The sequence below is a fragment of the Pseudoduganella sp. GW821-FHT11H04 genome (assembly GCF_058807935.1).
In genome coordinates this window covers 25,155-38,979 of record NZ_JBXARE010000012.1, presented here as the reverse complement: position 1 = coordinate 38,979, position 13,825 = coordinate 25,155, and the positions used below count along the sequence as shown (strand labels likewise).

11 protein-coding genes are annotated in these 13,825 nt (G+C 62.5%); 6 read left to right on the top strand and 5 right to left on the bottom strand.

The window, feature by feature from the left end; genetic code table 11:
• The first annotated feature begins 10 nt into the window (after positions 1–10).
• Complete coding sequence (locus AC1RTP_RS22105; RefSeq protein ID WP_498610505.1) at positions 11–1,162, top strand: hypothetical protein; 1,152 nt, start codon at positions 11–13, stop codon at positions 1,160–1,162.
• Positions 1,163–1,171: 9 nt separating this feature from the next.
• Here the strand turns inward: AC1RTP_RS22105 and AC1RTP_RS22100 are convergent, their stop codons facing one another.
• Both AC1RTP_RS22100 and AC1RTP_RS22095 read right to left on the bottom strand, forming a co-directional pair.
• Complete coding sequence (locus tag AC1RTP_RS22100) at positions 1,172–2,197, bottom strand: AraC family transcriptional regulator (protein WP_498610503.1); 1,026 nt, start codon at positions 2,195–2,197, stop codon at positions 1,172–1,174.
• Entirely contained in the window at positions 2,197–3,066 is an 870-nt protein-coding gene (locus AC1RTP_RS22095; protein ID WP_498610501.1) for a GGDEF domain-containing protein, read from the bottom strand. Before AC1RTP_RS22095 ends, AC1RTP_RS22100 begins: the two co-directional genes overlap by 1 nt.
• A 136-nt stretch (positions 3,067–3,202) precedes the next feature.
• Here AC1RTP_RS22095 and AC1RTP_RS22090 point away from each other — a divergent pair, with 136 nt between their 5' ends.
• The 3 genes from AC1RTP_RS22090 to AC1RTP_RS22080 are packed head-to-tail and all read left to right on the top strand — an operon-like array spanning position 3,203 to position 8,713.
• Entirely contained in the window at positions 3,203–5,713 is a 2,511-nt protein-coding gene (locus AC1RTP_RS22090; protein ID WP_498610499.1) for a TonB-dependent receptor, read from the top strand.
• Positions 5,713–7,377, top strand: a complete 1,665-nt coding sequence (locus AC1RTP_RS22085) for a phytase (RefSeq protein ID WP_498610497.1) — start codon at positions 5,713–5,715, stop codon at positions 7,375–7,377. Before AC1RTP_RS22090 ends, AC1RTP_RS22085 begins: the two co-directional genes overlap by 1 nt.
• Positions 7,378–7,393: 16 nt before the next feature.
• Positions 7,394–8,713, top strand: coding sequence for an NCS2 family permease (locus AC1RTP_RS22080; protein ID WP_498610494.1), 1,320 nt, complete (start codon positions 7,394–7,396; stop codon positions 8,711–8,713).
• Here the strand turns inward: AC1RTP_RS22080 and AC1RTP_RS22075 are convergent.
• A complete protein-coding gene (locus AC1RTP_RS22075) occupies positions 8,698–8,961 on the bottom strand; it encodes a hypothetical protein (RefSeq protein WP_498610493.1) in 264 nt (87 codons plus the stop codon). The two genes, AC1RTP_RS22080 and AC1RTP_RS22075, sit on opposite strands and share 16 nt — an antisense overlap.
• 95 nt (positions 8,962–9,056) lie before the next feature.
• Between AC1RTP_RS22075 and AC1RTP_RS22070 the strand changes: the two genes are divergently transcribed.
• Positions 9,057–9,518, top strand: coding sequence for an Lrp/AsnC family transcriptional regulator (locus AC1RTP_RS22070; protein WP_498610491.1), 462 nt, complete (start codon positions 9,057–9,059; stop codon positions 9,516–9,518).
• Between the two features lie 12 nt (positions 9,519–9,530).
• Complete coding sequence (locus AC1RTP_RS22065) at positions 9,531–10,280, top strand: DUF481 domain-containing protein (RefSeq protein WP_498610489.1); 750 nt, start codon at positions 9,531–9,533, stop codon at positions 10,278–10,280.
• On the opposite strand, the gene msbA is transcribed toward AC1RTP_RS22065, so the two are convergent.
• The gene (gene msbA, locus AC1RTP_RS22060; RefSeq protein WP_498610487.1) at positions 10,268–12,094 is read right to left on the bottom strand and encodes a lipid A export permease/ATP-binding protein MsbA; all 1,827 of its coding nucleotides are present in this window, start codon (positions 12,092–12,094) and stop codon (positions 10,268–10,270) included. The genes AC1RTP_RS22065 and msbA overlap by 13 nt on opposite strands.
• On the bottom strand, positions 12,094–13,809 hold the full coding sequence (locus AC1RTP_RS22055; RefSeq protein ID WP_498610485.1) for an AMP-binding protein: 1,716 nt from the start codon (positions 13,807–13,809) through the stop codon (positions 12,094–12,096). The genes msbA and AC1RTP_RS22055 overlap by 1 nt, the downstream gene beginning before the upstream one ends.
• Between the last annotated feature and the right edge of the window lie 16 nt (positions 13,810–13,825).

Below are 13,825 nucleotides of genomic sequence, written 5' to 3'. Positions count from 1 at the left end.
ACTGGTTGCCATGATGACCACACTTCCACTTAGCCGCAGCGCCCAGGGCACTGCGGGCGGCCCGTCGCGACAGCTCTATTTGCTGCTGCGGGAAGCGCCTGACCGTGCGCAGGCCACGGCTTATCTACAGCGCCGGCTGGCCGAAGCCGCGGCCCTGCCTCCCGCCTGGAGCGGCGAACTGGCGGGCCTGGAAGCCTGGCTGGAACTGCGCACCCGCAATCGCGCCGAAGAATTCCGCCAGTACCAGGCGGGCCGGCAGGAAGGCGGTCCGCGCCGCCATTTCGCTACACTGGCGCAAGCGCGCCGCTTCCTGTGCGTGCAAGCGCCAAGCCTGCTGGTGGAAGGCGCCTGGCTGCATGTCGTGCTCGACCATTGGCGCCAGCCGGCCTTCATGCCACTGATCAAGCTCTATCTCGATTACCTTGGCAAAGGCGTTCCCGGGACCAATCATGTTGCGCAGGTGCGACAGGTGCTGGCCGTGCAAGGCTGCAGCAATTGGCAGGAATTGGAAGATGGCGGCTTCGTGCAAGGTGCAATCCGCCTCGCGCTGGCGAGCGCCGGCGAACGCTACTTACCGGAGCTGCTTGGCTACCAACTGGCGGTGGCCGACCAGCCAGCGGCACAGCCTTCGCTGCTGCTTGAATTGGCCGAGCTGGGAATTGCCCTCCCGCCGCCGCCGGTGTCCGAGACCATCGTGCTCGATGTGCTGCGCGCCCTGCTTGGAGCGGCCGAACCGGCCCAGGTCAATGATTTCCTGATGCGCCTTGAACTAGGCTATGGCCTGGGCCGCATCGGCTTGCAAACCCTGCCCGCCACACCGGAAGACGGTGCACCGCAGGACCCGCCCGTGGCTGGCGCCATTGCCGCCATGTTCGCTGCGCCGCCGGCCAGCGTTGGCGCCGCGCTGGATACCGATGCCGCCATTGCATCCAACGCCGAAGAAGAGCCGCGCGGCATCCTGCGCCACCATTTCGCCGACGACGAGCATGCATGGGAAACCATTACCAGCGACCTCGGCTTACTGGAAGCCCAGATCGCAGCCTGCGCCAGCAAGGGTGAAGCGATGACCATGCTGGCGCGCCACATGAGTCCCGCCGTGCACCACCAGCCGCTAGGCCTGATGGCGGCACGCGTCTACTCGCAGCTCTTCGCGCTGGCTTGAACCGCTGCGCTAACTGGCTAGCGCAGCGCGCAGCAATGCAGGCGTCAACCCTGTCCATCGCTTGAACGAGCGGCGGAAATTGGCCGCATCGTGGAAGCCGAGGTAGTTCGCCACCACTTCGTTGTCAGCCTGCTGCGACTGAAACAGGTGCATTGCCACGTGCGTGCGCACCTGGTCCAGCTCCGCAACAAAATGGGTTCCGTAGCGCGTCAGGTGGCGCTTCAGCGTGGCCGGGCTCACACCGAAGGCGGCGCTTGCGCGCTCCAGCGTCGGGCTGCACCGGATCTCGGCCAGCAAATAGTCGTACAACGCGTCGGCCAGGCTGGGCGCGGGCACCTGGCCGGCGAACGTGGACATTGCAGCCACTGCCGCCGCGCTGGCTTCGGCACTGGCGCCCGGCCAGGCCCGCCGCGCCGACGCCGCGTCCAGCAGCATCGCATCCAGCTGGCAGTCGAAACGCAGTTCGCCGCCCAGATGCACTTCATGCTGCTCAACATGGCGCGGACGCGCGCGATTGAAACAAAACCGCCACGGCAGGCGCTCTCCGCCCAGCCAGCGCGCCATAGACACGACCGCAGTCATATGCATTTCCACCAGCGCAGGGCGCAGGCCGGGCGTGCCGTGACTGTCGGTCCAATAAAGCACCAGGTTCCCTTCAGCCGAGACATGCAAGCGCGGTCGCAATAGCGGCAGCAACCGGCCGTTCCATGCGCATAGGATTTCCAGCGCATGCTGCACGGACTCCGCGTGACGCAGCGCCTCCGCCAAAGGCGCGCAGGCACCAGGAAGCATGTGCTGGCCGAGCATGAAACTGGTATCGGCACAATCCAGTTCGCGCAGCGTGTTGGACAAAAGCTGCAAGCATTGTGCTGGACTAAGCATAGTGCCCGTCAGCGGCATGCTTCCATCACCCGGCATCCCGCTCCCGCGCGCAATGACGGCGGGCAAAGCGTCGCGATTCAAGGCGTAATCGAGGACCTGCCATGGCAAGCCGTGCGCGGGAATACTCGCTTCGTCCGGCAGTGCGTATCGCATCACGCTGCGATCGCAGCCGAGAGCTGCGCCAGCATGACATCGGCCTCCCCTTGCGCCGGTGAGCAGGCAAAGCGCAGGCTGACCGCGATCGCCTCCTGCGCCCCGCCCTCTCCATGGTGCCGCATCATCGTCACCATCTGGCACAGGTGCTGCGCCACGGCCTTTCCCTCTGTTTGCCCCATGCCGGGCAAGAGCAAGGCGAATCGATCGCCTGCATAGCGGCAAAGCAGGTCCTCGTTACGCAGGTTAAGCAGAAGCATATGCCCTACGGCCTGCAAGACCCGGTCGCCTTCGCGCGCGCCATGTTCCCGGTTAATACGGTGGAAGCCATCGATGTCCAGCAAAACCAGCGCACAAGGCCCCGCCGGAGCGCGCTCCTGTTCGAGGCGGATCTGGTGGCGCAGATACGCGGCATCAGCGAGCTGCGTCACACGATCAAAGGCGCGATGCTGACGGAACAGGCGCTCGCGTTTGGCCAGGTGGTCATTCAGCATGAATTGCTCGCTGCGCCAGTAGTAAATGCCGGCCGTGAGGATCAGCATCCCGAACGGCACCAGTGCCTCCAGCCAGTTATCCCAAGTCGCTGCCTTATCGATGTGAAAAAACTCGTCGAGGCAATCAGCCCAGGAGCCCAGCATGATGGCCGCCAGGCCGCCGGCCAGCAAGCGCGTCACAAGGCCGCGCGGCCGGCTGCTCAGGGTCATAAGGAACCACAGGCCCGCCATTGCCGCCACGCCGCCTTCCGCAATGATGTCCATCCATTTCCAGCTATTGAATGGCTTGGCAGTGCCCGCGCTTGCGTATATGACCAGGAAGCCCACGATGGCGAGGCCTGCGGCCGCTAAATAATGTCGGTGTAGTTTCAGCATAACCGCGCAGCTTAGCCGTCCGATATGACGGCTTTGTGACGCCAGCCGGGTCAATTTGGCTCACAGCGGCGTAACCAGCTTGTCATCGATGGTTCACATAATCCGCTGCATCCTTTCACTACCATCAGTAAAAACAATGAAGAGCCAAATCCCACGGGCGATGCGCCCGACTGTCTTTGCCGCCGCCGTTCTCACGCTGGCCAACAGCGCCGCCGCCGATGCGGTCGATGGATCCCTGGCCGGCGCCAGCGTCGTCATCACTGGCCAACGCGCAGTGTTGGCCAAGTCCATCGCGGCGCAGGACAAGGCGGACAATATCGTCAGTGTCCTGAGCAGCGACGATATCGGCAACCTGCCGGATAAGAACGCCGCTGAAGCGCTCGCGCGCTTGCCCGGCGTGTCCGTGCAGCGTGACCAGGGCGAAGGCCGCTATGTCACCGTGCGTGGCTTGGGGCCTGACCTGAATGCTGTCACCATCAATGGAGCATTGGTGCCTTCGCCGGAGGCCAGCCGCCGTGCGGTGGCGCTCGACGTGCTCCCTGCGGGCCTGATCCGCTCCCTCGAAGTGACCAAGACCTTGACGCCGGATATGGACGCAAATTCCATCGGCGGCACGGTGGAAGTGAAGACACTGTCGGCCTTCGATCTTCCAGGTTCGCTGTTGTCGGTGAGCGCCGCCGCTTCGCATGACCAGAACACTGGCCAGAATAGTCCATCCGCAGGCATGGTATGGGCCAGCCGCTTCAGCGAAGGCAAATTCGGCGTCGCTGTCGGACTTAGCGGCGAAAAGCGCAAGTTCGGCTCGGACAACGTGGAAACCGGCGGGGCCTGGGATGGCGATCGCCTGGGCGGCTTTGAAATGCGCGATTACCTGCCGGTACGCGAGCGCCGCGCAGCAGCCCTGAACCTGGACTTTCGCCCGCAGGCCGGCAGCAGCTGGTTCCTGCGCAGCTTCCTGAGCCGTTTCAGCGACGACGAGGTGCGTGACCGCATCTCTGTAAGCAATGTCACAGGTGGAGCGCTGATGGAAGACGTGCCAGGCACCGGACGCCTCGAACGCCGCCTTCGCCAGCGCAAATACACGCAGAAGATCGAGTCCACCATCGTTGGCACCCAACAGAAGATCGACGGCTGGCAGCTGGACCTGCAAGCAGGCCGCAGCAAAGCCGACGAAGATACACCGGAAGCGCTCAACGACGGCCGCTTCCGCGGCAACGCCAATTTCAAAGGCATCAGCTTCACCGACGGCCGGCGCCCGACCTTGCAAGCGCCTGCGGCAGCCTACGATCCGGCCAGCTACAGCCTAAACGCTATCACCCTCCAGCAGCGCTATTCCAAAGACACGGAGCAGCACCTGAAATTCGACATCGGCCACGACTCCCATCTCGGCGAGATGCGTTCGGCGCTGAAATTCGGCGCCAAGGCCAGCCGCCGCGAAAAGGACAATGACACCAACCAGTGGAGCTACCCTGCCAAGGCCGTTCCCGGCTCGCTATCGATGGCGTCGTTCGTGGGCGACCACCAGCTCGATTTTCCGTTCGCGCCAATCGGCACCGCACTCGACCCGGCGGCAATCCGAGCCCGCGTTGCAGGGCTGGACCGCAACGCCGCGCGCCTTTCCACTGAATCGGCCATCAACGACTTTACGCTGAACGAAAACATCGGTGCGGCTTATTTCCAGGACACCCTGTCGCATGGCGATTGGCGGCTGCTCGCTGGCGTGCGCGCCGAACGCACCTCTTTCGACGCCGCCGGAGTCCGCACCAGCGGCAACACCATCACGCCCCTGAAACGCAGCCGCACTTACACCGACTGGCTGCCTTCGCTGCAAATGCGCTATGACCTGGACCGCGAAACGAGCCTGCGCAGCGCCTGGACCAACTCCGTAGTACGCGCCAATTTCAGCCAGCTGGCGCCGGGCATCGCCTTGGCCAGCGCCACCGAAGCAACCATCGGCAATCCGGACCTCAATCCGCTCAAGTCGCATAACTTCGACCTTGGCGTCGAGCGCGTGCTCGGCAGCGATGGCGCGGTCTCCGCCTATCTGTTCTACAAGGATATCAAGGATTTCACCTACACCACCAACCTGGCCGGCAGCGGCCAATGGGCTGGATTCACCTCCGCCACCACCTATGCCAACGGCGACCAGGCCAAGGTCAAAGGGATCGAACTATCCTGGCAACAAGCGCTGCGCATGCTGCCGGCGCCATTCAACGGCTTGCTGATAGGAGTGAACGGCGCGCTGACCGATTCCCGCGCAAGCATTGCCCGCTTCGACAGCAAAGCCGGTGCGATGGTCTCCCGCCGCATCTCAATGCCGGGCCAGTCTGACCGGGTGATGAACCTGTCGCTGGGCTACGAGGCCGGCCCCCTCAGCACCCGCATCGCCGTCAACTACAAGTCTCCCTACCTGTTGGAACTCGGCTCGGACATCCTGAATGCCTCCCAGGACCGCATCGTCGATACGCAGAAGCAGGTCGACTTTTCGCTGTCATGGCAATTAGCCAAAGGTATTCAGCTCGGTTTCGATGTCGCCAACCTGAATAATGAAAAGTACTACGTGTACCAGGGCGTCAATCAGCACAACGCACAGTTCGAGCAGTATGGCCGCACCTATAAATTGAGCCTGAAAGCGAGCGTGTTCTGATGCGCAGCCTGCCACTTCGCCCTTTGCTCGCCCTGTTGCTTTGTTATGTCATGCCTGTCCATGCCGCTGAAAACGTCGCACTGGCAGGCGGCGCCACGCTGATGCTTGACAAGCGTGCCTTGCAACTGCGCTCCGCCGACGGCAAAGTGCGCGCAAGCATGCCGATGCGCGGCCGCCATCTTGATTATCGCAACGGCGTCGCACTGGTCGTCGACGCCAACACGGAACGTGCGATGGCCATCTCCGTCGACTCGGCCGCCGGCACGCTGCAAACGCAAGCCGTGCTCGATGGCGCAGCCATGGCTCCGGAAGCCACGTGCTTGTACCGCGATGGACAGGGCCTTCTGCACGCCTTCCTCGCCGGGAAAGACGGTCAGGCCGAACAATGGCTGCTGGCGCCGGACGCTCGCCCACGCCTGGTGCGCAAGCTTGCCTTGCCGCCGCACAGCGAACAATGCCTCGTGCATGACGCCAGCGCCACACTGGTGGTCAGCGAAAAAGACATGGGTGTCTGGGGCTACAACGCCGAAGCGGAGGCGCCGCCCGGCCGCCGCGCCCTGGCCCTAATCGCGCCCTACGGCAAGCTGCCTGGCGACGCCGCCGGCCTGCCTATCCTGCTCCCCGCCGCCGCAGGCGTCTCCCTTGCTGACCATGCGGGCAAGGTCCGCCGGACGATTGCGCTCGATAGCGGCCAGCCGCCTGCGGTCATTGTCCAGCCGCTGGTTCAGACCGAGGCCATGCCGCGCATGGGAGACGCCGCCGATGATCCCGCAATCTGGATCGATCGCCAGCACCCAACCCAGGGCCGCGTACTTGGCACAAACAAGAAGCAAGGCCTTCACGTATACGACCTGCAAGGCAAGCAGCTCCAGATGCTGGAGTCGGGCCGCCTGAACAACGTCGACCTGCGCCAGGGCGTTGCGCTCGATGGCCAGGCTTTTGACCTCGCCCTCGCAACCCAGCGCGACGAGAATTCTCTTGTGCTTTACGCCATCGATCCGAACGGCATGGTGGCCGAAGCCGCACGGTTCGCGACACCGCTTGAACGCATCTACGGCATTTGCCTCTACCAACCGGTCAATGGCGGACTTGAAGCATTCGTCAACGACAAGGACGGCAGCTTCCTGCAATATCGCATCGGCCGCAAAGCCGGCGCCTTCACTGCGGACCTGGTGCGCCGCTTCAAACTGGCCAGCCAGCCCGAGGGCTGCGCCGCGGACGACCGCAACGGCCGCCTGTTCGCCGGCGAAGAAAAACGCGGCGTATGGACGATCGACGCCCGCGCCGAAGCCAAAGCCGATCCGAAACTGGTGATCCAGGTTGGCGGTCCGCTGCGCGCCGATGTGGAAGGCATGGCGATCTACTACGGCGAAAATGCCAACTACCTGGTCGTCTCCAGCCAGGGAAGCAATAGCTACGTGGTCGCCGACGCTGCCCCGCCGCACCGCATTCGCGGCAGCTTCCGCATCGGCATGAATGTCATGGCCGGCATCGACGGCACGTCCGAGACCGACGGCCTGGACGTCACTTCGGCCAACCTCGGAGGCCGCTTCGCCAAAGGCATGCTGGTGGTGCAGGATGGCTACAAGCGCATGCCGGATGGCGCCCAGAACTTCAAATATGTAGCTTGGGACGATATTGCGGCTGCCCTGGGCTTGCCGTGATGGTATGCTCCCCGGTATGTCAAATCGGGGAGCACTTGTGTCCATCGTAGAAAAATTATTCAAACTCAAGGAAGCCGGCAGCGATGTGCGCACGGAAGTGGTGGCAGGCGTCACCACCTTCCTTACAATGGCCTACATCATCTTCGTCAACCCCGCCATCCTGGGCGACGCGGGCTTGCCGAAAGATGCAGTCTTCGTCGCCACCTGTCTGGCGGCGGCGCTGGGTACGGCCATCATGGCCCTGTACGCCAACTACCCGATCGGCATGGCGCCGGGCATGGGCCTGAATGCCTATTTTGCCTACGCAGTGGTGCTAGGGATGGGTATCAAATGGCCGGTGGCCCTGGGCGCAGTCTTTATTTCCGGCTGCCTGTTCCTGATCGTCAGCTTGCTCGGGCTGCGCGAAGCCATAGTTAACGGCATTCCGCGCTCGCTGCGCATTGCGATTACTGTCGGCCTGGGCCTGTTCCTGGGATTGATCGCGCTGAAAAGCGCCGGCATTGTGATGGCCAACCCGAATACCATGGTCACCGTTGGCGACCTGCATAAACCACCCGCACTGCTGGCGGTTGTCGGCTTTCTGTTGATCGTCACGCTGGACCGCCTGAAAGTAAGGGGCGCAATCCTGATCGGCATCATGGCCGTAACGGTGTTGAGCTTCTTCTTTGGCGGGAATACCTTCCACGGCGTGTTCTCTGCGCCGCCGTCGCTGGACGCCACCTTCCTCAAACTGGACGTTTCGGGCGCATTTGGTGTCGGCGTACTGAACGTGGTGCTGGTGTTCTTCCTGGTCGAACTGTTCGATGCCACCGGCACCCTGATGGGCGTCGCAAGCCGCGCCGGCTTGCTGGTGAGAGGCAAGATGGAGCGATTGAACAAAGCACTGCTGGCCGACAGCACCGCCATTGTGGCCGGTTCTATCCTTGGCACTTCCAGCACTACGGCTTACCTCGAAAGCGCATCCGGCGTGCAGGCGGGCGGCCGCACAGGCCTTACCGCGCTGGTGGTCGCCGTGCTGTTCCTGGCGTCGCTGTTCATCGCCCCGCTGGCGGGCGTGGTGCCGGCCTACGCCACCGCACCGGCACTGCTGTTCGTCGCCTGCCTGATGCTGCGCGATCTCGGCGACTTCGATTGGAACGAGACCACCGAATGCATTCCGGCCGCGATTACGGCCTTGCTGATTCCATTCACCTACTCGATCGCCCACGGCATCGCATTCGGCTTCATCACCTACGCGGCGCTGAAGCTGCTGACCGGCCGCTTCCGCGAAGTTAAGCCGATTGTTTGGATCATCGCGCTCGTCTTCAGCTTCAAGTACGCCTATATCGGCGCATAAACGCGCTGCTGCACCCTGATCTTCAACACCCCGATCAGGTTGCACAGCCGCATCCGGGCCAGTACGAGGGCATCTTCGCCCTCGGCGGCCACATCCAGGTCCAGGTTCATGCCGTGGACGCCCGGTGCCATGCGCATTGCATGGAGCTGGACGCCGCCGCGGCGCAGGGTCGCCAGTACGGCCTCGGCCGCATCCATGGAGGAGCAGCGGTCAAGGCGCAGGCGAAAAGTTCTCTGTTCGGTATTCATATGAAGATTATCCGGCTACGCTGCCGGAATAGGCATCCAAAGTTTGCCTCATTTTCCATGTAAAATAGAAGGATCTTCTTCAATCCGAGAAAATCATGGAACAACTCGATGAGATCGACCGCAAAATCCTGAGAGAACTCCGCCGGGATGGCCGTTTAAGCAATACCAAACTAGCCGAAGCGGTAGGACTTTCCACGACCCCGTGCTGGAATCGGGTGAAAGCAATGGAGGAACGCGGCGTCATTGAAGGGTATACTGCGCTGCTGAGCCAGCAAGCCCTCGGTTTGCCGGACATTGTCATTATCGAAGTCACGCTGGACCGGCACGATGACGACATGCTGCACAAGTTCGGCCTGGCGCTGGCCGAGCTTCCGGAAGTAATGGAAGCCTATCTGCTCACTGGCGAATACGACTACCTGATCAAGGTGGCCGTAGCCGGAACGGCAGGATATGAGGAGTTCCTGCGCCGCAAATTGTATAAACTGCCCGGCATCCGCCACAGCCGCTCCACATTCGTGTTGCGCTGCCTGAAACGGGCACACTCTGTAGAGCCCTGATAGAATTCAGTTATGAAATACCTGACCACCCTGATCCTGGCCTCCGGCCTGGCTGCCGGCAACGCCTTGGCAGCCGATGAAGACATCGAACATTCCAGCAACGTGATGGTTTCCGCCGAAGTCGGCGCGATTACCACCAGCGGAAATACCGCAGGCACTTCGGTGACCGGCCGCTTTGAAGTGTTGCAAGACTTGCCACTATGGAGCAATGAGTACACCGGCAACGGTTACTTCAAGGAAGACCGCACCCGTGTGGACGGCGAAGAAACCACCCAGCGCTCGGCGCAGCGCTACCAGGTTGGCGCGAAAGCCGGCTACAAGCTTCTGGAAGAAAATGCGACCCTGTTCGTCCTGGCGAACCATTCCGAAGACAAATTCGGCGCTTACACTCGCAGCTCCAGCCTTGGCGTCGGTCATGGCTTCCGCTGGTACCAGTCCTCGAACAAGACCCTGGACATGGAAGTAGGCCCGGGCTATTTCAGCGCCACCCGCGCCAACGGCGAAAAAGAAAACGGCATGGTGTTGCGCGGCCGCGCTGCCTTCCGCTGGAAACTCAGCGACAACGCCGCTTTCGCGCAAATGCTGACCGTGGAGCGCGCCGGCTGGAACACGCACTCGACTTCTGAAACCTCGCTCAGCACCCGCATCAACGGTTCGATGCAAATGAAGGCGGCGTTCAGCGCCATCAACGACAGCAGCGTACCGGTAGACAAGCAGAACACCGATACGCAAACTTCGGTGACCCTGGTTTACTCCTTCTGATCCAGCTGCTTCTGCGTCTGGTACAACCGGGCGTAGATGCCACCTTTCGCCAGCAGGGTGTCATGACTGCCCTGCTCCGCGATCGCGCCGGCCGACATCACCACGATGCGGTCGGCGTTTTCAATTGTGGACAAGCGGTGCGCGATGACGACCGTAGTCCGGTCTTTCATCAGCGTTTCCAGCGCAGCCTGTACCTGGCGCTCTGACTCGGTATCGAGCGCACTGGTTGCCTCGTCGAGGATCAGGATAGGCGCATCCTTGTACAGGGCGCGCGCGATCGCCAGGCGCTGGCGCTGGCCGCCAGACAAGCGCATGCCGTTCTCACCCACTTCGGTTTGGTAGCCGTCCGGCTGGCGCATGATGAAGTCGTGGGCATAGGCGGCGCGTGCCGCTTTTTCAACTCGCACCAGATCAGGCGCCGGATCGCCGTAAGCGATATTGGCTGCGAGAGTGTCGTTGAACAGCACGACGTCCTGGCTGACCAGGGCAATCTGGCTGCGCAGGTCCGGCAGGCGGTATTCGCGCAAGTCCACGCCATCCAGCAGGATGCGGCCGCTGCCCACGTCATAAAAGCGCGGCAGCAGGCTGGCCAGCGTGGTCTTGCCGCTGCCTGAACCGCCAACCAGGGCCACCGTTTCGCCGGCGGCGATATCGAGCGACACCGACTTCAGCGCAGGCGGCGCCTCCGGGTCATCCACGTTATAGCGGAAGCCAACGTCTTCCAGCTCGATACGGCCCTTGACGTTAGTGGCAGTGCGGGTGCCGGTATCGGCTTCCATTGGCGCGTCGATCAGGCCGAACACCGATTCGGCTGCAGCCAGGCCGCGCTGCAGTGGTTCATTCAATTTGGTCAGGTTCTTGATCGGACCCTGCAAGGACATCAGGCAAGTAATGAAGGCAACGAAGGCGCCCGGCGTCAGCGCTCCGGCCTGCGCACGCAACAGCGCGTAATAGATCACAGCCGACAGCGTGGCGCCGACCATCAGCATGATCAGGCCCGAGTTCATCGCCGCAGTCGACGCATGCTTCACAGCCAGTTGGCGGTTCAATTTCACTACTTCATCGAAACGCTTCTGCTCATAAGGCTGGCCGCCGAAAATCTTCACCACGCGCTGGCCGCCGATGCTTTCGTCCAGAACTCGGGTCAATTCGCCCATCGCTTGCTGGGCGCTGGAACTGAGGCGGCGCATGCGGCGTGCCGCGACAGTAACCACCAGGGCCACGAACGGCAGCAGCACGAGACAGAACAGGGCCAGCTTCCAGTCGATATCGAACAGGTTGCCGAGGAAGCCGACTACCGCCACGGTGTCGCGCACGGCGATGGTGAAAACGCTCAGGCCGGCCTGCGTCACCTGCGTCGCGTCGAAGGCGATGCGGGACAGCGTGGTGCCGGTCGAAGATTGGTCAAAGTAACGGTTCGGCAAGCGCAGTACGCGCGCGAACATCTTCTCACGCACATTTGCCTGCACGCGCTGGGTGAGCCACGCCGAACCATAATCGCCGGTGAAGGTACTGATCATGCGCAGCACGCCCAGCGCCATAATCAGGGCCGGAACCGCCCACAGCGCTGCGGCGCCTGGATCGGTAGGCAGGATGCGGTCAAGCCACCCATGAATGACTGCCAGCGCACCGGTTTGCGGCACCGCGCTGCCTGCGGCGTGCGGCTGCACTGCATCGACCACATTCTGGAGCTGGCGAATCAACAGCACGTCGGTCAGCGAAGCCACGCCCACGCCGACCAGGGTCACCAGGGCAGCCCATTTATAGGGAAGGAACTCCTTCAGGAGGCGAATATATAATTGGCGGCTTTGCACTATTTAATGGTTTCGATGCTCGAAAGGCAGCATTGTACCCTGTCCTCACGCAGCTCACGGCGCAGGATTTTCCCCACCGGCGACTTGGGCAAGGTCTCGCAAAACACCACTTCCCGCGGCCGTTTGAAGGGCGTCAACTGGTCTGCGCACCAGGCCCGCAGCGCTTGTTCGCCCAGGGCCTGATCCTTCTTCACCACATACAGGGCGACCGCCTCCCCGCTCCGCTCGTCCGGAATGCCGATGACAGCGCATTCCTGCACGCCCGGACAAGCCGCCACCACTTGCTCCACCTCGCTGGGAAACACCTTCAGGCCGCTGACGTTGACCAGGTCCTTCTTGCGGTCCAGGATGCGCAAATAGCCAACAGCATCCATGACGCCGATGTCGCCGGTGCGCAGCCAGCCATCAGCCGTCATGGCGAGGGCCGTCGCCTGCGGTTGTTTCCAGTAGCCGGCCATCAGCTGCGGGCCGCGCAAGGCGACTTCGCCCTCCTGGCCGGGCGCCAGCTGCCGCCCCTCTTCGTCCAGGATGCATAAATCCATGCCGGGCATCGGAATCCCGGCCGTGCCGGTGAATTCAGCCAGGTCCAGCCGGTTGCAGGTGGCGGCGCAACTGATTTCAGTCATGCCATAGCCCTCGGCCATCGGGCAGCCGGTCGCCTCCAGCCAGCGCTTCGCCACCACTTCCTGCGCCGCCATCGCTCCCGAAATCGTGAGCGTCAGCTCGCTGAAGTCCAGGCTCTTGAACTCCGGATGATTGAGCAAGGCGTTGAACAGCGTATTCACGCCAGGGAAAACGTGCAGTTTATGGTGACGCAGGGCCCTGATCGTGGCATTCAGGTCGCGCGGGTTGGGAATCAGGAAGCAGCAGCCGCCGTAACGCATGGTGCAAAGCATGCAGGTGATGAAGGCAAAGCAATGGTACAGCGGCAGTGCGCAGACCACATTGAACTGTGAGTCTGTCATGGTCCTGGCCTTGTCCTGCGCCGGCTGCGCCCACGCCTCGGTCGCCAGCACCGCTGCAATCAATGCAGAATTCTGCAGCATGGCGCCCTTGCTGCGGCCTGTGGTCCCACCCGTGTATTGCAGCAGCCCCAGGTCGGACGGAAGCATGGGCGGCGTGGAAAGGACCATATTGGCGCCCATGGCCAGCGCATGGTTGAAGCGCACATGGCCCGGCAAGGTCCATCGCGGCACCATCTTGCGCACGTAGCGCAGCAGGAAGTTCACCAGCGCGTCTTTCGGAAACTTGAACATATCACCAATGCTGGTCACAATAATGTGTTCGATGCCTACGTCCGGCAAGACGCGCTCCAGCGTCGCGGAAAAGTTTTCCAGAATGATGATGGCCTTGGCCCCCGAATCCATCAGCTGGTGTTCCAGCTCACGCGCTGAATACAGCGGGTTCACGTTGACGATCACGCAGCCTATGCGCAGGATCGCCGCAGCGGCGATCGGGAACTGCAGTATGTTTGGCAGCATGATCGCAACCCGGTCGCCAGGACGCAGGCCGTGCGCCTGCAGCCATGCGCCGAGCGCCCTGGATGCAGCCTCCACTTCACCGTAGCTCATGGCCTGGTCCATGCAGACAAAGGCCGGAAGATCCCGGAAGCGCGCGAAACTTTCATCAAGCAAGCCAGAGAGGGAATGGTAGGCCGAGGTATCCACCTCCGCCGGCACGCCTTCAGGATACTGCTGTAGCCATGGCCGCATCATGATGCCTCCCCATCCG